Annotated in this window: 16 protein-coding genes; 4 read left to right on the forward strand and 12 right to left on the reverse strand. The window is 73.3% G+C overall.

Annotated elements, in window-relative coordinates:
* Nucleotides 1-16: 16 nt before the first annotated feature.
* The 8 genes from menC to Val02_RS11305 are packed head-to-tail and all read right to left on the reverse strand — an operon-like array spanning nt 17 to nt 11,421.
* Nucleotides 17-1,135, reverse strand: coding sequence for an o-succinylbenzoate synthase (menC, locus tag Val02_RS11270; protein WP_239152715.1), 1,119 nt, complete (start codon nt 1,133-1,135; stop codon nt 17-19).
* Nucleotides 1,119-1,976 carry a GNAT family N-acetyltransferase gene (locus Val02_RS11275; RefSeq protein ID WP_203898929.1) on the reverse strand — a complete coding sequence of 286 codons (858 nt, stop codon included), beginning with the start codon at nt 1,974-1,976 and terminating at the stop codon, nt 1,119-1,121. The genes menC and Val02_RS11275 overlap by 17 nt, the downstream gene beginning before the upstream one ends.
* A complete protein-coding gene (locus tag Val02_RS11280) occupies nt 1,973-3,088 on the reverse strand; it encodes a M20 family metallopeptidase (RefSeq protein ID WP_239152717.1) in 1,116 nt (371 codons plus the stop codon). Before Val02_RS11280 ends, Val02_RS11275 begins: the two co-directional genes overlap by 4 nt.
* Nucleotides 3,088-6,387 carry a serine hydrolase gene (locus Val02_RS11285; protein ID WP_203898930.1) on the reverse strand — a complete coding sequence of 1,100 codons (3,300 nt, stop codon included), beginning with the start codon at nt 6,385-6,387 and terminating at the stop codon, nt 3,088-3,090. The genes Val02_RS11280 and Val02_RS11285 overlap by 1 nt, the downstream gene beginning before the upstream one ends.
* A 16-nt stretch (nt 6,388-6,403) precedes the next feature.
* Nucleotides 6,404-7,105, reverse strand: coding sequence for an ABC transporter ATP-binding protein (locus Val02_RS11290; RefSeq protein WP_203898931.1), 702 nt, complete (start codon nt 7,103-7,105; stop codon nt 6,404-6,406).
* Nucleotides 7,102-8,961 (reverse strand): dipeptide/oligopeptide/nickel ABC transporter permease/ATP-binding protein, encoded by a 1,860-nt coding sequence (locus tag Val02_RS11295; protein WP_239152719.1) that lies wholly within the window; start codon nt 8,959-8,961, stop codon nt 7,102-7,104. The genes Val02_RS11290 and Val02_RS11295 overlap by 4 nt, the downstream gene beginning before the upstream one ends.
* A 1-nt stretch (nt 8,962) precedes the next feature.
* On the reverse strand, nt 8,963-9,916 hold the full coding sequence (locus tag Val02_RS11300; protein ID WP_203898932.1) for an ABC transporter permease: 954 nt from the start codon (nt 9,914-9,916) through the stop codon (nt 8,963-8,965).
* Complete coding sequence (locus tag Val02_RS11305) at nt 9,916-11,421, reverse strand: ABC transporter substrate-binding protein (RefSeq protein ID WP_239152721.1); 1,506 nt, start codon at nt 11,419-11,421, stop codon at nt 9,916-9,918. Before Val02_RS11305 ends, Val02_RS11300 begins: the two co-directional genes overlap by 1 nt.
* A 360-nt stretch (nt 11,422-11,781) precedes the next feature.
* Here Val02_RS11305 and Val02_RS11310 point away from each other — a divergent pair, with 360 nt between their 5' ends.
* Nucleotides 11,782-12,777: a glycosyltransferase gene (locus Val02_RS11310; RefSeq protein WP_203898934.1), complete on the forward strand. Its 996-nt coding sequence runs from the start codon at nt 11,782-11,784 to the stop codon at nt 12,775-12,777.
* A 93-nt stretch (nt 12,778-12,870) separates the two neighbouring features.
* Here the strand turns inward: Val02_RS11310 and Val02_RS11315 are convergent, their stop codons facing one another.
* Entirely contained in the window at nt 12,871-13,752 is an 882-nt protein-coding gene (locus tag Val02_RS11315) for a cyclase family protein (RefSeq protein WP_203898935.1), read from the reverse strand.
* Between the two features lie 121 nt (nt 13,753-13,873).
* Between Val02_RS11315 and Val02_RS11320 the strand changes: the two genes are divergently transcribed.
* Nucleotides 13,874-15,862, forward strand: a complete 1,989-nt coding sequence (locus Val02_RS11320) for a hypothetical protein (protein WP_203898936.1) — start codon at nt 13,874-13,876, stop codon at nt 15,860-15,862.
* A 28-nt stretch (nt 15,863-15,890) separates the two neighbouring features.
* Here the strand turns inward: Val02_RS11320 and Val02_RS11325 are convergent, their stop codons facing one another.
* Together Val02_RS11325 and Val02_RS11330 are read right to left on the reverse strand one after the other, a co-directional pair.
* The gene (locus Val02_RS11325; protein ID WP_203898937.1) at nt 15,891-16,487 is read right to left on the reverse strand and encodes a hypothetical protein; all 597 of its coding nucleotides are present in this window, start codon (nt 16,485-16,487) and stop codon (nt 15,891-15,893) included.
* An 86-nt stretch (nt 16,488-16,573) separates the two neighbouring features.
* Nucleotides 16,574-17,551 (reverse strand): helix-turn-helix transcriptional regulator, encoded by a 978-nt coding sequence (locus tag Val02_RS11330; protein ID WP_203898938.1) that lies wholly within the window; start codon nt 17,549-17,551, stop codon nt 16,574-16,576.
* 78 nt (nt 17,552-17,629) lie between these two features.
* On the opposite strand from Val02_RS11330, the gene Val02_RS11335 reads away from it, so the two are divergent.
* Together Val02_RS11335 and Val02_RS11340 are read left to right on the forward strand one after the other, a co-directional pair.
* A complete protein-coding gene (locus Val02_RS11335; protein WP_203898939.1) occupies nt 17,630-18,031 on the forward strand; it encodes a RidA family protein in 402 nt (133 codons plus the stop codon).
* The gene (locus Val02_RS11340) at nt 18,028-18,531 is read left to right on the forward strand and encodes a DUF488 domain-containing protein (protein WP_239152723.1); all 504 of its coding nucleotides are present in this window, start codon (nt 18,028-18,030) and stop codon (nt 18,529-18,531) included. Before Val02_RS11335 ends, Val02_RS11340 begins: the two co-directional genes overlap by 4 nt.
* An 83-nt stretch (nt 18,532-18,614) precedes the next feature.
* Here the strand turns inward: Val02_RS11340 and Val02_RS11345 are convergent, their stop codons facing one another.
* Nucleotides 18,615-19,286 (reverse strand): DUF2238 domain-containing protein, encoded by a 672-nt coding sequence (locus Val02_RS11345; RefSeq protein ID WP_203898940.1) that lies wholly within the window; start codon nt 19,284-19,286, stop codon nt 18,615-18,617.
* Nucleotides 19,287-19,320: the final 34 nt, after the last annotated feature.

Genomic DNA, 19,320 nt, shown 5'->3' on the forward strand with positions numbered 1-19,320 from the left:
GGTGCCAGCATATGGCTCACCCCACGGGCGTCGCGGCGATCCACTCCGTGGCCACGGTGACCTCGGCGAGGCGGTCCGGCAGCGGGGCCACCCCGAGCCCCGGCCCGCTCGGCACGGCGAGATGCCCGTCGACGAGCACGAACGGCTCCGTGATGTCCTCCCGGTAGTAGCGGCCCGACGCGGAGGTGTCCCCGGGCAGCGTGAACCCGGGAAGCGCGGCCAGGGCGACGTTCGCGGCGCGGCCGAGCCCGGTCTCCAACATGCCGCCGGCCCACACCGGAACGCCGTGCGCGGCGCACACGTCGTGCACCCGGCGCGCCTCCAGGTAGCCGCCGACCCGGCCCGGCTTGATGTTCACGATGGCGCAGGCGCCAAACGCGATCGCGTCGGCCGCCGCGCGCGCGGAGACGATGGACTCGTCCAGGCACACCGGCGTGCGCAGCTGCCTCGCCAGCGCCGCGTGCCCGCGCACGTCCTCCTCGTCCAGCGGCTGTTCGATCAGCAGCAGGTCGAACGGGTCGAGCTTCGCCAGGTGCCGCGCGTCGCCGACGGTGTAGGCGGTGTTCGCGTCGACCTGCAGGAGAACCGCGTCCCCGAAGCGCTCCCGCACGGCGCGCACCGGCTCGACGTCCCACCCGGGCTCGATCTTCAGCTTGATCCGCAGGTACCCCTCGGCGAGATACCCGGCCACGGCGTCGAGGAGCGCGTCGATCGAGGACATGATGCCGACGGAGACGCCGCTCGGCACCCGTTCCCGCACGGCGCCGAGTTCGCGGCCGAACGAGCGTCCCTCGGCCCGCAGTTCGGCGTCGAGAACGGCGGTCTCCAGCGCGGCCTTCGCCATCCGGTGCCCCTTGAACCGCGCCAGCGCCGGCGCGACGCCGGTGGCCGGCACACCGGTGCGCAGCGCCGGCACGAGGAAGCGCCGCAACACGTCGGCGGCCCCGTCGACGTACTCCGACGAGTACAGCGGGTCGTTCATCGCCACGCACTCGCCCCAGCCCTCGGCGCCGTTCGTGACGGCCCGCAGCAGCAGGATCTCGCGCGTCGTCTCCGTCCCGAACGACGTGCGGAACGGCGCCACCAGCGGCATCCGGATCCGGATCAGCTCGACGCCCTCAAGCTTCAGTGTCACGACTCGCCCTCTCTTCATCGCGGCCCGTGCCGTGCGGATCCTCGCCACCCGTGCCGGGCGACCCGGAAACCACGTACCAGCCGTTGCGGTCGAATCCGGTGACCCGCGCGCCACCGCCGAGCAGCGGGCCGAGCACGTCACGCACGGCCAGCCGCCACGCCTTCGCGGCGTCCGGATCCGTGCCCCGCAACGATTCCACGTCCGGCGGCACCGCGACGAGCACCGTTTCCGCGCTGTACTTCGTCGCCATCGGCAGCCCGTCCTCGGAACGGTCGAGTGCGATCACCGCCCCCGGGATCGCGAGCGCGTCGACGATGCGCGGCGTGCCGGCGGCGGCCGCCTCGACGTGCGGCGCGCGCAGGTCCCAGCGGATGAGCAGCCGGTCGGAGTCGTCGCTGCCGTTGATGGCGTCGTTCATCGAACCGTAGAAGTTGGGCAGGTACTCGACCGGCTCGGCGCCCAGCTTCGCCACGTTGAAGTAGGCGTTGCGGCTGATCAGCGGATCGTAGGTCCACGCGATGCTGCGCACCCCGCGGGCCAGGGCCCACGAGCGCTGGTGCAGCTTCAGGGCGTGCCCGACGCCGCGGTGATCCGGTGCCACGCCGGCGATGTAGCTGTACAGCTCCGCCTCGGCGGGCGGGCCGAAGAAGCCGACGCAGGCGCCGATCAGCCGTTCGCCGTCGAACGCCCCGGCGGCGTAGCCGCCCGCCTTCATCAGCGCCTGCAGGATCTCGGCGGTGATCGGCGGGTTGGCGGGATCGAACTGCCAGATGGAGTCGAACAGGCCGATGGCGCCGTCGATCTCGGCACGGCCGTGCAGCTCCCGGATGTGTGTGGTCATCGGCGGCTCTCGGTGAGGTCGAGGGCGAGGGCGGTGACGAGCGCCGCCCGGCCCGGCAGTTCGGCGACGAGTACGTGCTCGTGGTCGGCGTGCGCGCCGCCGCCGACCGCGCCGAGCCCGTCCAGGGTGGGCACGCCGACGCCGGCGGTCAGGTTGCCGTCCGAGCCCCCGCCGACGGCGGCGCGGGTCAGCGGCGGCAGGCCCAGTTCGGCGGCGAGCGCCACGGCCCGCGCGTACAGGGCCTGCGACGCGGCGGACTCCAGCGGCGGACGGCTCGGGCCGGCGACGACGGTCAGCGTGGCGCCGTCCAGCGCCGGCCGCAGCGCGTGCAGCGCCGCGTCGATCCGGTTCTGTTCGGCGACCGTGCGGGCCCGCACGTCGATCGCGAAGTCGCCGTGGGCCGGCACGGTGTTCGTCGACGTGCCCGAGGTCAGCAGCGTCGGCGTGACCGTGGTGCCGGCCGCCGGGTCGGCGAGGCCGCTCACCGCGAGGATCTGGTGCGCCAGTTCGACCGTGGCGTTGACGCCCTTCTCCGGTTCGAGGCCGGCGTGTGCGGCGCGGCCGTGCGCGTGCACCTCGAAGCGGGCGATGCCCTTGCGTTCCGTCTTCAGCGCGCCGCCGTCGGCCGACGCCTCGAGGACGAGCGCGGCCACGCACCGCTTGGCCTCTTCCTCGACCAGTTCCCGGGAGCTCGGCGAGCCGAGTTCCTCGTCGCCGGTGACGAGCAGGGTCACGTCGTCGAGTTCGGTCGCCGCGTACATGGCCATGACCAGGCCGGCCTTCATGTCGAAGCAGCCGGGTCCGCGCAGGATCCCGTTCTCCACGTGGAACGGTCTGGACTCCAGCGATCCGACCGGCCAGACCGTGTCGTGGTGCCCGAGCAGCAGCACCCCGTCGCCGGTTCCCTTGCGCCAGCGCAGGTGCGTGACGCCGTCGAGGACGATCCGCTCCGGTTCGCCGCCGAGCAGCGGCGTGCCGAGCGCGGTGACGACGTCGGCGCTGCGGGCCACGGCGTCGTGGTCGGCCGACGGGGACTCGCAGCGCACCAGCGTCCCGATGCCGGCCAGCATCTCGGGAAGCCGTTCCACCATGCGGTGCAGGAGCGGGTGCATCAAGCGACCTTGGGGGTCGCGCGGACACCGAGGTGCATGTACCGCTCGCCGGTGGCGAGGGTGTAGAAGGTGACCGGGATCCAGGTCCGCATGGTGGGCAGCCGCACCACGTACATGTCCTCGTGGACGGCGACCATCGGCAGCTCCCGGGTCGGCTCCGGTTGCAGCGCGGCCAGTTCGCCGGTGACGGTGATCCGCAGGAGCGGGCCGTCGGCGTTGTCGAGCACCTCGAGGCGCTGGCTCGCCCGCTCGTAGGTGCCGGCCCGCTCGCCGAGCGACACCTCGACGGGAACCTCCGGCGGTTCGATCGGTTTCGGCTTCGCCACGCCCGCCAGCTCCGCGAAGATCTCGGTGTACAGGTCCTCGTACAGGTCGTGCGAGTTGTCGCCGTTGGTCAGCAGGCACACCGCGAAGCCCTGCCCCGGGATCATCTCGAAGTACGCCGACTGGCCGATGGTGTTGCCGCCGTGGCCGACGAGCCGGGTGCCGTCCCACTCGGAGCGGGCCCAGCCGATTCCCCACGAGTCGCCGAGCGTGTACCGCTCCGGCAGGTCCACCTGGTGGGAGAGCATCGCGGCCACGCTCTCCGCGCTCAGGACGCGGGTGCCGTCCGCCGCCAGGCCGCCCGTCAGATGCATCCGGGCGAACGCCAACACGTCGCTCACCGTCGAGGTGATGAGCCCGGCCGGTCCCGCCGAACGCGGGATGCCCCAGACCGGCGCGCGCACCGGTTCGTCGGCGCCGGGCGGCGACACGTGCCCGCAGGCGGCCAGGTGCAGCAGCGCCTCCTCGGGCAGCGTGACCGTCTTGGCGAGGCCGAGCGGCTCGAAGATGCGCGTGCGCAGCGCCTCGTCGTAGGTGCCGCCGGTCAGCACCTCGACGATCCGCCCGGCAAGGGTGAACCCGGAGTTGCAGTAGGACCAGGTGGCGCCGAGCGGGTGGTTCTGCGCGACGTTCACCAGCGCCGCCACGTACTTCTCGACGGCGTCGTCGCCCCGGCCGGTGTCGGTGAACACGTCGCCGTCGATGCCGCTGGTGTGGGTGAGCAGGTGTCGCACGGTGACCTGCTTGGTCAGGTCCGGGTCGGACAGGCGCAGGTCCGGCAGGTAGTCGGAGACCGGCGCGTCGAGGTCCAGTTTGCCTTGGTCGACCAGTTGCATGATGAGCGTCGCGGTCCAGACCTTCGTGTTCGAACCGATCTGGAACAGCGAGTCGGGTGTCGCCGCGACGCCGGTGTCCTTGTTCAGGACGCCGTAGGCGACGGCGATCTGCTCGTCCGGCTCGCCGACCCGCAGGATGCCGAGCGCCGCGCCGGGAACCTTGTACCGCGCGGCGAGCGTGTCCAGCCGGCGCTGCCAGTGCCCGGCGTCGATCGCCGGGCGGCCGGAGCCGGTGTGCTGGGTGACCCACTCGACGGTGCGGCGGTTCCAGTCGCGCCGGTGCGACGGCCGGCCGTCCAGGATGAACGCGTGCGGCGCGTCCGGGTACAGCACCAGACGGGTCGGCACGCCGCGGGCCCGCAGCGCGGTGTGCCACTGCTGGGCCTGTCCGACCGGACACGTGGCGTCGTCGGTGCCGTGCAGGATGAGCGTCGGCGTGCGCACACTGTCCACATGGGACAGTGGTGCCATGGCCGCGTAGCGCTCGGGGTCCTCGGCCCGGGCCGCGCCGAACACCAGCGACGAGAAGAGGTGCCCGTCCTCGGCCGTTCCGGCGAAGCTCTCCAGGTCCACCAGCACGCCACCGGCGACGGCCGCGGCGAACCGGTCGTCGACGCCGGTGAGGTAGCAGGTCATGTAGCCGCCGTAGCTGTAGCCCGTGACGGCCAGCCGCTCCGGGTCGGCGAGCCCCTCGGCGACCAGTGCGTCGACGGGTTCCAGGAGGTCCTTCGCGTCGACGAGTCCCCACCCGCCCACGGTGGCCGTGAAGAACTCCTCGCCGTAGCCGTCGCTGGCGCGCGGGTTCAGCAGCAGCACCGTCCAGCCGCGCGAGACCAGTTCGTCGTGGTAGCGGTGGATCTCGTCGGCGGCGCCGTTCCAGGCGTTGTGCGGGCCGCCGTGGATGTCCAGCAGCAGCGGTCCGGCCCCTTCGCGCGCCGGGTCGCGCACGACCCAGCCGTGCACCGTGGTGCCGTCGGAGACCGTGAACTCCCGTTCGACCCGCCGGAACGGTTGTGCCGCACCGGTTCCGTACGAGGTGCGCGCGCGCTCGGCGCCGGTTTCCAGGTCCAGCACCACGATGTCGCCGAACGACTCCGGCGTGCTCAGCACGACCGCGATCCGTTCGCCCGCCGCCGACAGTCCGCTGACCACCCGGCCGGCGCCGGTGAGCACCGGGCGGATCTCCCCGCCGTCGGCCGGCACCGCGAACACGTGCGTGCAGCCGCGGTCGCGGGCGCAGAAGACGAGTGTGCCGCCGTCGCCCGCGAGCTGCGGCAGCCCGCCGGGATAGCCCGGCCCGCCCGGCATCACGTTGCGGTCGAACGTCTCGGTGAGTTCGCGCGTGCTTCCACCGTTCACCCGGGAAGTGAAGATCCTGGAGTGACCGATCGCGGCGGCGAGCGTGCCGACGGAGAGGACGGAATCCCCGTCGGACGACCAGAGCGCCGGTCCGGCGAACCCGTCCTGCGGACCGACCGGGCGCGGGACGGCGAACGGATCGGTGACGTCGACGACCTGGGTGCCGCCGCGCAGCGTCAGGTCGGCGTCGGCGCCGATGCTGGCCGGGAACGCGAGCCGGGTCCCGTCCGGCGACCAGGTGGGGGCGCCGGCGTGCCAGTCGCCGGCGGTCACCTGGCGGCACTCGCCGGTCGCGAGGTCCAGCACGTGCAGGTGGGTGCGCAGGTCGCCGAAGAAGCCGGTGCCGTCCGCGTGGTACGCGAGCCGGTCGGTGACGATCGGCGCGGTGCCGGTGCCGCCGGCCGTGCGCACCGGCGCGGCGAACGCCAGCTTCGTGCCGTCGGGGCTCCACACCGGTGCGCCGGCGCCGAGCGGCAGGGTGGTGACCGCGGCCGCCTCGCCGGGCAGCGGCAGGATCCAGACCTGCGCCGGCCCGTCCTGGGCGCGCAGGAACGCGATCCGCGTGCCGTCCGGGGACCAGGCCGGTGCGGTGTCGGCCCGTCCGTGCGTGAGCCGCGCCGGTTCGCCCTCCTCGGCGCCGACCGTCCACAGTGCACGGACGTCGGTGTCGGCGGCGGCGTCGGTGGTGCGCAGGACATAGACGACGCGGGTGCCGTCGGGAGAGAGTGCGGGCTGCTCCGGTACGGAGAACGTGTCCTCGATGCGCACGTGTCGGCTCACGGGGCTACTCCTTGCTTCACGGGGTGACGGCTTCGAGGAGCTCCCGGGTGTACGGGTGCTCGGGTGCGGAGAGGACGTCGTCTGCGGGACCGTGCTCGACGATCCGGCCTTCCTGCATGACGGCGATGGTGTCGCTGACATAGCGCACGACCGCGAGATTGTGGGAGATGAACAGGACGGTGAGCCGCATCCGCCGGTGCAGTTCGCGGATCAGGTTGAGCACGGTGCCCTGGATGGAGACGTCGAGCGCGGAGGTGATCTCGTCGGCGATGATGACGTCCGGGTCGCCGGCGAGCGCACGGGCGATCGCGACCCGCTGGCGCTGCCCGCCGGAGAGCTGGTGCGGATACATCCGCGCGCGGTCGGGCGCCAGGTCGACGAGATCCAGCAGCCGCGCCACCTCGCTCTTGCGGTCCGGGGTGCGGCGGGGGAGGGCCTCGGCGAGCGTGGCGCCGATGCGCATGCGCGGATCGAGGGACGAGTACGGGTCCTGGAACACCATCGAGATGCGCCCGCGGGGCGACCCGCCGTCGACGGTGATGCGGCCGCCGGCGAGCGGGACCAGGCCGGCGGCGGCGCGGGCCAGGGTCGACTTGCCGCAGCCGGAGCCGCCGACGAGCCCGACGACGGCGCCCTCCGGGACGGCCAGGGAGACGTCCCGCACCACGGTGTGCCTGCCGAACGTCACGGTGACCCGATCGAAGTCCAAGACGCTCATGACGCTGCCTCGCTCCGCTTCTGCAGGTCGGGCGCTATCACGGCGCCCGCCTTCCAGCACGCCACGCCGGCGACCATCGGCGGGTCCTCGCGCGCGCAGCGCTCGTCGGCGAGCGGGCAGCGCGGCGCGAACGCGCACCCCTCCGGCAGCGCGGCCGGATCGGCGGGACGGCCCGCGATCGTGGCGAGCGGCCGGTCCCGCGGCGTGTCCATGTCCGGCACGGCGGCCACGAGCGCGCGGGTGTACGGGTGCCGCGCGGCCGTCGTCAGCGACGCGGCGGGCAGTTCCTCGACGATGCGGCCGGCGTACATGACGAGCACCCGGTCGCAGACCTGCCGCACCACGGTCACGTCGTGACTGATCAGCAGCAGCGCGACGGCCTCCCGTTCGCGTAGCTCCCGGAGCAGTTCCAGGACGCTCTTCTGGGTCGTCACGTCGAGCGCGGTCGTCGGTTCGTCGGCGATGACGAGCGCCGGCGTGCCCATCAGTCCCATGCCGATCATCGCCCGCTGCCGCATGCCGCCGGAGAACTCGTGCGGCAGCTGCTTGGCGCGCCGCGCCGGATCGGGCACCCGGACCGCCCGCAGCCGGTCGACGGCCCGCGCCCAGGCGCTCCTGCGGTTCAGGCCCTGGTGCTGCTCGGCCACCTCGGCGAGCTGCCGCCCGATCCGCTGGGTCGGGTTCAGCGACGTCATCGGGTCCTGGAACACCATCGCCAGCGAGGTGCCCAGCAGTTTGCGGTGCGCGCGCTTGGGCTGCCGCAGGTCCTCGCCCTGGAACTCCAGCCGGTCGGCCGAGACGTGACCGGGTTCCTCGATGAGCCGCGCCACGGCGAGCGCGGTGAGGCTCTTGCCCGAACCCGACTCGCCGACCACGCCCACCGACTCGCCCCGCCCGACGGCGAAACTGATCCCGCGCACCGGTGTCACGGCGCCGTAGGAGACCCGCAGCCCCTCGACGGCGAGCACGGCCGCACCGTCCGATGTGGACACCGCGGGCGCCACCGGCGTGCGGTGCGGGCGCGCCGACGGGTTGCGCAGGCCGACGGCGCGGGCGAGCGCCTCGCCGAACAGGTTGAACGCCAGGCCGGCGACGATGACCGCGATGCCCGGCGCGAGCGCGGCCGACGGGTGCACGTAGATGCCGCCCAGCCCCTCGCCGAGCATGCGACCCCAGTCGTAGCTGGGGATCTGCACACCCAACCCGAGGAACGACAGCCCGGCGAACGACAGCAGCGCCCCACCGGCGGCCATGGTGGCGTTGACGACCAGCGGCTCGGCGATGTTCGGCAGCACGTGCCGCACGAGCAGGCGGACGCGGCCCACGCCGGCGATGCGCGCGGCGGCGATGTAGTCCCGTTCGGCGATCCCGGCCACGAGGGTGTGCACCAGCCGCGCGAACGACGGCGCCGACGCGAACCCGATCGCGAGCAGCGCCCCGGTGGCCCCCACGCCGAAGACCACGGCGAAGAAGAGCGCCAGCAGCAGTCCGGGGAACGCCACCAGGATGTTGACGAACGCCGTCACCAGCCGCCCGGCGCGGACCCCCGCGGGACTCGTGCCGAACAGCATCGGGGCGGTGCCGAGCACGATGCCCACGCTGATGCCGATGGCCGTCGCGGCGAGCGCGAGCGAGACGGACAGCCCCGTGGCGACGAGAACGCGCGCGAAGATGTCGCGGCCGAGGCTGTCGGTGCCGGCCCAGTGTTCCGCCGAGGAGCCCTGCAGGATCTGATCCGTGTCGACGGCGTCGGCCTTCTCGGACCAGACGATCGGTGCCACGACCGCCATCACGAGCACCGCGAGCAGCAGCACGCCGGCGGCGATCGCGGTCGGGTTGAGCCATCTGCGCGGCACGTCAGCTCTCCCGGATCGTCGAACGCGGGTCGAGCAGCGCGAGCGCCACGTCGACCACGAGGTTGATCAGCAGGACGCCGATCCCGTACACGAGCACGATGCCCTGCACGACCGGGTAGTCCTTGGACAGGATCGACTGCACGATGGCGTACCCGAGGCCGGGCCAGGCGAAGACGTTCTCGACGAGGACCGTGCCGGCGACCAGCGCGCCGAGCATGAGGCCGGCGACGGTGATGGTGGCGGTGAGGGCGTTCGGCAGCGCGTGGCGCAGGTAGATCGTGCGCGCCTTGAGCCGTTTGGCCCGCGCCGTGCGGATGTAGTCGGCGTCGAGCACCGACACCATCTCCACCCGCACGATGCGCCCCAGAACGGCGGCCAGCCCGAGCGCGAGCGACAGGACCGGCAGCACGTAGGTGGCCGTGCCGCCGCGCCCGGCCACCGGCGCCCACGCCAGCTGCACGCCGAACACCGCCACGAGCCCGACGCCGAGCAGGAAGTCCGGCACCGTGGCGAGCACGACGCTGCCGGAGACGTACGTGGTCTCCGCCCAGCGCCGCCGCCCGCCGCGGGTGAGGATCGCCATCCCCACCCCGGTCGGCACCGCGAGCGCGACAGCGGCCAGGAACGCCAGCCCGGCGAGGGAGGCGGTGGCGGGCAGCCGGTCGCCGATCACGTCCGCGACCGGCAGCCCGCTCACCATCGAGTCCCCCAGGTTGCCGGTGAACAGGTCGCGCAGGTAGTGCCAGTACTGCAACCACAACGGGTCGTTCAGGCCCAGCGACTGGCGTCGGGCCGCCACCAGGTCGGCGGAGGCGGTCATGCCGAGCGCGGCACGCACCGGGTCCCCGGGCACCAGGTGGATCATCAGGAAGCTCGCGGTCACGAGCACCCAGAGGGAGACGAGCAGGCGGCCGGTCCGCCGGAGAGCGAACCGCCGCCACGCGCCGTCAGCCATCAGCCGACCATCCGGATCGAGCTGGGCCAGATGTTGCCACCGCTGAGTTCGAACGTCGCGCCCTTGCCGAAGGCCGGCGCCACCGAGTTGGCGAACGGGACCACGTCGACCCGCTGGAACAGCGCCTTCTCGGCCTCCGCCCACTTCGCGCAGCCGTCGGTGCCGTTCATCGCGGCGGCCTCCTTCACCAGAGCGTCGTACTGCGGGTTCTGGATGCTGGAGAAGTTCGTGCCGTCCGGCGCCGAGGGACCCGACAGGAACGGGACGATCTCGCTCGGCAGGCTCGCGTTGAGCGGGATGAGCGCCGCCGTCCAGGAACCCTGCCCGCCGACCACGACGGTGCCGATCTCGGTCTCGCTGACGCCCTTCACGGTGACGTCGACGCCGATGCCGCTCCACACCTTCTGCATCAGCTCGGCCGCCGCCTGCATGCCCGGCCCGGCGCTGGAGGTGTACAGCAGCGTCACGGCGATCTTCTGTCCGCCGAGCGCGGTCTTGGCCGCCGCCTCGTCGTGCGCCGGCAGGTTGCCGGTGAGCGTGTCGCCCTTGCAGGCCCCCATGCCGTCCGGGATCAGCCCGTTGGCGGGCTTGCCGGTGTTGCCGGTGACGACCAGGGAGAGCTGCTTGAGATCCAGCGCCTGGGTGAGCGCCTTGCGGATCTCGAGGTTCGCGGTCGGGTTCCCGGCCTTCTGGTTGAACCAGAGTTCGCCGAGCATCGCGGTCGCGTCGCGCTGGAAGAGCTTCTGCCCCTGCAGCCGCTGCTTGTCGGGGCCCACGAGCTGGACCGCGTTCGCCCCGCCGGACATGACGAGGTTGGCGGCCGTGGTCTCGTTGGTGACGATCTTGATGACCACCTTGTCGGGCAGCCCGCGCTGGTCGGTCTTCCACTCGCCCGGGCCCCACGCGTAGTCCTTGCGGCGGGTCAGGGTGTAGTGGTCGTTCGGGACGGCCTCGGTCATCGTGAACATGCCCGTGCCGACCGCGCCCTGCTTGAGCTGGTCGCGGCTCTGCATGCCCTTCGGGCACACGATCTGGAGCCCGGCGACCTGCCGGATGAGGAACGCGCTCGGCTGCGCCGCCGTGACGGTGACCGTTCCGGCCGCGTCGTCGCCGGTCGCGGTGGTCCCGGGCGGAACGAACACCCCGATCCGGCTGGACTCGTTCTTCGGATCGCCGACGAAACTGATGTTGGCCGCGACGTCGCTCGCCTTGAGAGCGGTGCCGTCGGAGCAGGTGATGTCCTTGCGCAGGGTGAAGGTCGCCTTGCCGGTGTCGCCCTCCCACTTCTGCGCGAGGTTGGGGACGAGGTCGCCCTTCTCGTTGACGGCGAGGAGGGAGTCATAGAGGAACCGGTCCACCTCGAACGCCGGGGAGAGCGAGGTGAAGTGCGGATCCAGCGTGCCCGGGTCGGCGCCCAGCACCATCGTGAAGGTCTTTCCGTCGACGAGCCCTTGCCCGCCATCCGAGCCGCCGTCGCCGCACCCGGCGAGGAGGAGGCCCGTCACGACTACGGCTATCGCCGCACCGCTTCTCATGCGACTGAACCCTGCCGCTGAGCGCGCGCGGTGTCTTTGTCCGTGCGCACCACTCGGGACGCCTGTGTTCGTACCGCACACCAGATCATGACGCTGAGAAGGCACGACGTCGACGATAAGTGATGGGGTCGTCAACGGCAGCCCGGTCGGGCCGTAACCGATGGCCATCCGGCCATGTCGATCAACAGCGGGGCGAATCGGAAACCGCACGACCGTTCCGACCAACCCTGACCGGATCGGCGAAAGCCGCCGAAAGCGCTCCCACGGCGGTGCCGCATCCGCCACTGTCGTTCCAGATCCCGGCCCTACGACACCGCAACGGAGTCTGCAGTGCCCACCAGCACCCGCGAATGGACCGCCCCGATCGCCCGCGCGGTCGTCGACCCCGACCGCACCCGTCCCGTCGGCAAGCTGCCGCCGCAGCGCACCGCGGGCCGCGAGCACGACCGGCGCCGCATCGTCGCGCTCGTCCCCGCCCGCGACGAGGCCGCCGGCATCGCCGCCACCATCGCCGCGCTGCAGCGGCAGTGGTCGCCGCCGATCGACCGGATCGTCGTGGTGCCCAACAACTGCACCGACGACACCGCGCGACGGGCCCGGGCGGCCGGCGCGGAGGTGCACGAATACCCCGGCCGCAACCCGCACCGGAAGGCCGGCGCGCTCAACTGGGCCCTCGCCCGGATGCTGCCGCACCTGCGCGACAACGACCTGGTGCTGGTCACCGACGCCGACTCGGTCCCGCATCCGGACTTCACCCAGCACGCCGTGCGGGCCGTCACGCGACCCCGCCGCGGGCACCGGTGGCGCCGGCCGGTCGGTGCGGCATGCGCCTGCGGTCACCCGGCCCGCGCCGGCCGGATCCTGCCGGAGCGGTGGTGGCGCGACGGGTACCCGCGCCCGCGCCGGGCCCCGGTGCTGTCCGGTGCGGCGACCGTGTTCACGGTGCGGCTGCTGCGGGAGATCCTCGACGCCCGCGGCGACGGCCGGCTCCCCGGCTACTCGGGCGAGATCTACCACCGCGACACGGCCGCCACCGACATCGAACTCACGTTCGCGGTGCAGGCGCTCGGCTACCGCCCGGTCGCACCCGCGAAGGCGGTCGCCACCTCGGACTCGACGCCGTCCCGGCGGGCGCCGCGCGAGCGTCGGCTGCGCCGGCAGCGGGGAGTGCTCGACGCCCTGCGCCTCTACGGCGCGCCGCGGGGCGCCGCACGGAACCGGCTGCGGCGGGCGGCCGTCCGGGTGGGCTCGCTGCTGGCACCGACCTACCTGGTCTTCCTGGCGGCGTTCGTGGCCGCCGGATCGGTGCGGCGCCGCCGCCGGTGACCGGGGTGGCGATCCCGCGGCCGGGGCACCGCCGCGCCCGACGCCACCCGGAGCGCGGCGCCCGTCCGACGAACGGGCGGGCGCCGCTTCGGTTCAGAACACCGCGATCGGGTTCACCGGCAGCCCGGTCGTCCCGGCGATCCGCGGCACCGCGACGACGAGCTGGAACGTCCACCGCCCCAGCCGCGCGCACGTCGCCGCCAACGCCCCCGGATCGGCGCCGTCGATGAGCGGGATCGCCAGCCGCCCCAGGGCGAGGAAGTGCAGCGCGCCCGGAACGTCACCGGGCAGCGGCGGGCGCGCGTCGCCGATGTCGCCCGCGTAGACGGAGATCCCGTGCTCGTGCATCCAGCGCACGGCGTCGGACGTCATGCCCGGCAGCGGCTGGTCGCCGTCCACGACCCGGTCCCAGCCGCCGCGAACGATCAGCGCGTCGCCCGGCAACACCTCGACGCCCGCCCGTTCGGCCGCCGCGTCGAGGTCCGCACCGGTCACCGGGTGTCCCGGGGCCAGCCGCCCGTCGGGAGCCAGGTCGAGCAGCACGCCCCGGGTCAGGATCCCGTCGGCGTAGACGTCCGCCGCGCCGTGCCGCACACCCGTCGGACCCGAACTGTCGGCCGCGTCGACGCCCGGGTACACCTTGCCGCCGGCCACCCAGTGGCCCATCGCGTCCAGGTGGGTGACCTCGGGGTGATGCGTGGTCACGACCATCACCTCGGCCATGGCCGGTGCGCCGACCCCGGTGAACAGCATGGCGGTCTGCACCGCCGTCGTGGCCGCCGTGGTGGGCGCCATCGGCCCGCCGGTCAGCGGGAAGGGCGTGGTCAACCGGGCGATCGACACCGTCAGGCCGGTCCGGGCCTCGGCGGCGCCGCGGGCGCGCGCCTCGTCGGTGATGAGGTTGACGGCGCCCCGCTCGTCGGTGTCCCCCCACCGTCCCCAGTTGCTGGGGAATTCGTGCGCTGTCGCGGTCATGGTTCTCCTTCGAAATAGACGCGAACCCCATGGTCGGCGCGGTGGCCGCCGGTTTCCCGCCCGTTCGGTGCCCACGCGGTGCCCGATCTTTCATCGGCGGCGGTCGGTTAGGGTCTGGCGCATGGCACTGCTCGGCGAGGCGTTGGAGGAGTTGCGGCGACAGTCGTTCACCGGCCGCGACGCGGAGGTCGCGCAGTTCCGGGAGGCCGTGCGCGGGCCGGGCGTGACCTTCGTGCACGGCCCCGGCGGGGTGGGCAAGACCATGCTGCTCGACGTCTTCGCGCGGGTCGCGGTCGAGGCGGGCCGCCGTCCGGTCCGGGTCGACGCCCGCCACCTGACGCTGGGCGCCGACGCGCTGCCCACACCGGTCGACGCCGACCGCCCCGCGCTGTTCATCGATACGTATGAGTTGTTGGAACCGGTGGACGACTGGGTGCGCGACACCTACCTGCCGTCGCTTCCCGGTGACTGTCCGGTGGTGATCGCCGGCCGGCAGCCGCCCCGTCCCCGGTGGCGCGCCGACCCGGCGTGGCGCGTGCTGACCCGTGTCATCGCCCTGGGCAACCTGCCGGCCGACGACGCGCGGGCCTACCTGAGCGCTCAGGACGTTCCCGTCGCGATGCACGAACGGCTCCTCGCCATCAGCGGTGGGCATCCCCTCACGCTGTCGATGCTCAGCGACGCGGTACGCCGGGGCGTCACCCCGCGCACCCTGGCCGACCTGCCCGACGTGGTGGGCGCGTTGATCGCGAACCTGGTCGACGAGGCGCCGAGCCCCCGGCACCGGGCGGCGCTGGAGGTCTGCGCGCACGTGCCGGCCACCACGGAGGACCTGCTGCGCGACATGATCGGCGGCGACGTCGGTGAGGTGTTCGCCTGGCTGCGCGGCCGGCCGTTCGTCGACGAGTGCCCGTACGGGCTGTATCCGCACGACGTCGTCCGGGCCGCCCTCGACGCCGACCTGCGCTGGCGGGACCCCGCGCGCTACTCCGACATGCTGCGCCGCAAGCTCACCGTGTTCCTCGACCGGGTGCTCGCGACACCGCACGAGCAGACCCGGCTTGACCTGCTCGCACACACGGTCGTCCTGAACGCCTCCCGCTCGCACATCGCCGCGTTGAGCGAACTGCCCCCGTCGTTGCGCGCGTACGCCGACGGGCTGCGCGAGGGCGACCGCGCGTCGATCCTCGAGATGACGGCGGCGTGGCAGGGCGCGGCGCAGGCCGACCTGGTGGCGCACTGGCTGGACCGGCGCCCCGAGGCGTTCCGGGCGTTCCGCGGCGCGACCGGCGACCTGTGCGGCTATACGGCCTGCCTCCAGGTGACCGAGGCCGATCTGGGCGCCGATCCCGGCGTCGACGCGATGTGGCAGTACGTGTCGAAGCACGGTGCGCCGCGACCCGGGGAAGCAGTGCGGATCTGGCGCTTCTTCCTCGACCGCGAACACGGCCAGCGCCCGTCACCGTCGCTGACCCTCTTCGTCGCCTGCCAGATGCTGGACATCATCCAGCTGGGCGGCGACAGGGGGTGGAGCCTGGTGTCCGCGTTCGAGGACCCCGAACGGTGGACGCCCGCCATGGAGTTCCTCGACTTCTGGCCGGCGACCGCCGCGGACTTCACCGTCGGCGGGTCGCGTTACCCGGTGTTCGCGCACGACTGGCGCCGGGCCGGGATCACCGAGTGGGCAACAGCCATGCACGCCCGCCAGCTCGGCGCGCCGGCGCGGCCCCCGGGGGACGGCATCGAGGCGCCGGTGCTGTCGGAGTGCGAGTTCGGCGACGCGGTGCGCGCGGCCCTGCGCCAGCTGCACGCGCCGGACCTGCTGCGGCAGAGCCCGCTGCTGGACTCCCGCATGATCCGCCGGAACACCCGTCCGGGCACCCCGGCCGTGCGGACGCTGCGGGAGCTGGTCGAGGCCGGCGTCGCGGCGCTGGAGCCGGCCGACCGGGAACTGCTGACCCGGACGTTCCTGCGACCCGACACCACCCAGGAACGGGTGGCGGCCGCGCTGCACCTGTCGTTCAACACCTATCGGCGGCACCGCGACAGGGCGGTGACCCGCCTCGCCGCATGGCTGTGGGCGCACGAGATCGGCGACCCCGGGTGCTGACCGTCGGGGTGGATCGCGCTGCCCACTTTCAGGGTCGACCCGCCGGATCGAGGCGGCCTCGGCTCCACGACCGGATCAGGGCGGCCAGGTCGGTGCCGGCCGGTGGCTGGAAGAGGCTGATGTTGAGGGCCAACGGGGTGCCGAAGCGCTCGGCCGTCTCCCGCATGTCCCGCCGCTCGTCCTCGTCGAGTCCCGCGAGCACCGCTTCGGGGTCGCGCGGCCGAAAGAGCAGGAACGTGGAACCGGCCGGCGAGCGCGTCGTGTCGACCGCGGTCAGGTCGTCCCACGCGAGGCGCAGCGCGAAGCCCGCTCGACCGTCGGGGCCCAGCTCCAGCCCGTCACCCGTCATCCGGGCGGCAGGCGCCGCCGCCACGACCGCGGCCGGACCGGACGACTGCATGATCCAACTGACGATGGCCCACAGCGCCGCGAGCCCGAGGATCGGAACAATGACGAAAAGGGGTAGAAGTACGGCCGTCGGCACGTCGAGGTCGGCCACCTGCACACCGGCGAGGGCGAGCAGCGACAGAGCCCACCCCGGGTAGACCCAGCGACGCCAGGCACGGCGCCGCACAGCGAAGACGACGGATTCCGGCACGCAGGTCAGGTTACCGTCCCGGCGCATGTCGCCAGGGTCCGGCTGAAACTCGCCGCCGCGCACCCGTCGGCGCGGAGCGCCCCTGGCGTGCGCCGAGCTCAAGATCTGATTTCTCACCCGGTGCCGTCCCGGTAGCGGGCGGCGATCGCGGCGGCCCGCTCGTGCAGGGCGCTCCGCAGCCACTGCGGCTCCAGGGCCTCGGCGTCGGTGCCGAGCTGCCACAGCGCCCACTCGGCGTGCCGCCGGTCCTGGAACGTCACCGCCATCCGCAGCCGGCCGTCGCCGTCGGGCTCCGCGGAGCGCACGGTGAGCGCGGTGTCGACCAGTTCCTCGCGGCGGGCCTCGGTCACCCGCACCAGCACGCCGACCGGGTCGCCGCCGGTGCGGAAGCGGGTGCTGCGCTGCTGCCAGGTCCGGTCGAGGTCGACGCGCTCGGGTCGCCGCGCCGGTTCGGCGAGCTGGTGCGCGGCCAGGATCCGGGACAGCCGGTAGGTGCGGTCCGCGCCGTCCCGCGTGGCCAGCAGGTAGCCCTGCTCGCGAACGGTGACCAGCCCGATCGGGTCCACCGTTCGCCAGCGCGGGGTGGCGCCCACGGCCGCGTAGCGGATGCGCAGCCGGTGTCCGGCGAAGACCGCGCGCCGGATCTCGGCCATCGTGCCGTCCGGAACCTCCTCGGCGATCAGCCGGCGGGACAGCAGGTCGATCGCCGGGTCGATGAGCAGCCGTTCGGCCGCGGCGGCAGCGGTGTCCCGCTGGCTCTCGGGCAGGGCGTCGACGACCTTGCGCAGCGCTGAGGCGAGCGACGGCCCCAGCCCGAACGCCCGCGCGCCACGCCGCGACCCGGCGACGAGCAGCGCGAGCACCTCGTCGTGGTTCAGCCCGGTCAGTTCGGTCTGGAAGCCGGGCAGCAGCGCGAATCCGCCGTGCCGGCCGCGTTCGGCGTAGACCGGAACGCCGGCCGCGGAGAGCGCCTCGATGTCGCGCAGCACGGTGCGGGTGGAGACCTCCAGCTCCCGCGCCAGCGCCGGCGCGGTCAGCCGGCCGCGCCGGCGCAGCAGCAGCACCAGCGACACCAACCGGTCGGCGCGCACCCGCAGATCATGCCAGCAATACCTGACACAGGATGTCGTGATTCGCTGCGAGGCTCGTCCGCGACGAAGGGAGCCGCGATGGCATTGGAACGTACGGTGGTCGACCCGTGGGCGTGGTCGGCGCAGTGGGGCTACCACCAGGGCGAGGTGGTCGCCGGGCAGACCCGGACGCTGTTCTGCGCCGGACAGGCCGCGATGGGCGGCGACGGAAAGCCGCGGCACGCGGGCGACATGGCGGCGCAGGTGGCGTCGAGCCTCGACAATCTGGCCGCCGTGCTCGACGGGGCCGGCATGTCGCTGGCGAACCTCGTCCGGCTCACCGTCTACACCACCGACGTGGACCTGCTCCTCGCGCACTACGGGGTGCTGGCGGCGCGATTGGGGGCCGCCGGCGCGGCGCCGCCCACTACGCTGCTCGGCGTGACGAGGCTGGCGATCCCCGACCTGATGGTCGAGCTGGAAGGGACCGCGGTCGCGTGACGCCGTCCCGGCGCGCGCCCGCGGTGGCCACCATCGGCGTCTACGGCTTCGACGAGGAGTCGTTCCTGCGGGCGCTCGAGCGGGCGGAGGTCCGTCTGTTGCTCGACGTCCGTCAGCGCCGCAATGTCCGTGGTCCCGAGTATTCCTGGGCGAACGCCGTGCGCCTGCAACGCGCGCTCACCGATTCCGGCGTCGCCTACCGCCACGTCAAGGAACTGGCACCGACGACCGCATTGCGTCAGGTGCAGTACGCGGAGGACGACCGCCGGGGCGTCGGCAAGCGGGATCGCGACGTGCTGGCGGCCGGCTACGCCGACGGCTACACGCGCGAGATCCTCGACCCGTTCGACCTCGACGGGTTGGTGGCCGGCCTGCCGCGGGACGCCACGAGCGCGCTGTTCTGCGTCGAACGCGACCCGGAGGCGTGCCACCGTTCGCTGGTGGCGCGGCGCCTGCGCGACGGGTTCGGCCTGGCCGTCACGGACCTGCGCCCGGGCTGAACGACGCGTGGCGGCGGACCGACGATGCCGGTCCGCCGCCGCGTTCGACCGCGTGATCCGCCTCGGCGCCCCGTCACGGACGGTCAGCCGGGCTGGGTGACCGCCGGGGCACGTTCCGCCGGTCGGGCCCGCCGGCGCCGCGCCGGCGCCACCGCCGACACGGTGACGATCGCGCACCCGACCGCGAGCGCGATGTCGCGGTGCGGGTCCCAGACGTCGCCCTGCTGCCCCACGTACGACTCCGTCGCGTCGGGGGCGAGCGTCAGCGCCACCCCGAACTCGAACAGCTCGTAGAACGCGCTCGTCGACAGCACGATCTCGACGGCGCGCAGCGCGGCCCACCGGTCGCGCCCCGGCCGCCGCTCGACCAGCAGGCCGAACGCGATCGGGCCGACGCACGCGCCGTAGCAGGCGTGCACCAGCCGGTCGAAGTGGTTGCGTTCCCAGCCGAACGTCTCCGACAGCGACACCCCGGACAGCACCCGGCTCCAGTCGTCGTACGGCACGAACGAGTAGATCCAGCGCGCCGCCACCACGTGCACGGTGAGGAACCCGAGCCCGAGCAGCAGCGACGACGTCGGCAGCACCCGCCGCGCGTAGCCGACGACCAGCCCGGCCAGTGCCAGCACCGTCAGCGAGTTGTGCAGCGCCTGCTCGACCGGCCAGCGCGGATCCCACCAGGTCGCCGCCCAGCCGACGCAGAACAGCCCGATCGCCCACCACCCGGCGCGCCGGGTCCCCGTGTCGTGGCGCATGTCGATGAGACTGCCGGCGCGGGGTCGCCGCTCC

The organism is Virgisporangium aliadipatigenens (assembly GCF_016863615.1).
GTDB lineage: Bacteria > Actinomycetota > Actinomycetes > Mycobacteriales > Micromonosporaceae > Virgisporangium > Virgisporangium aliadipatigenens.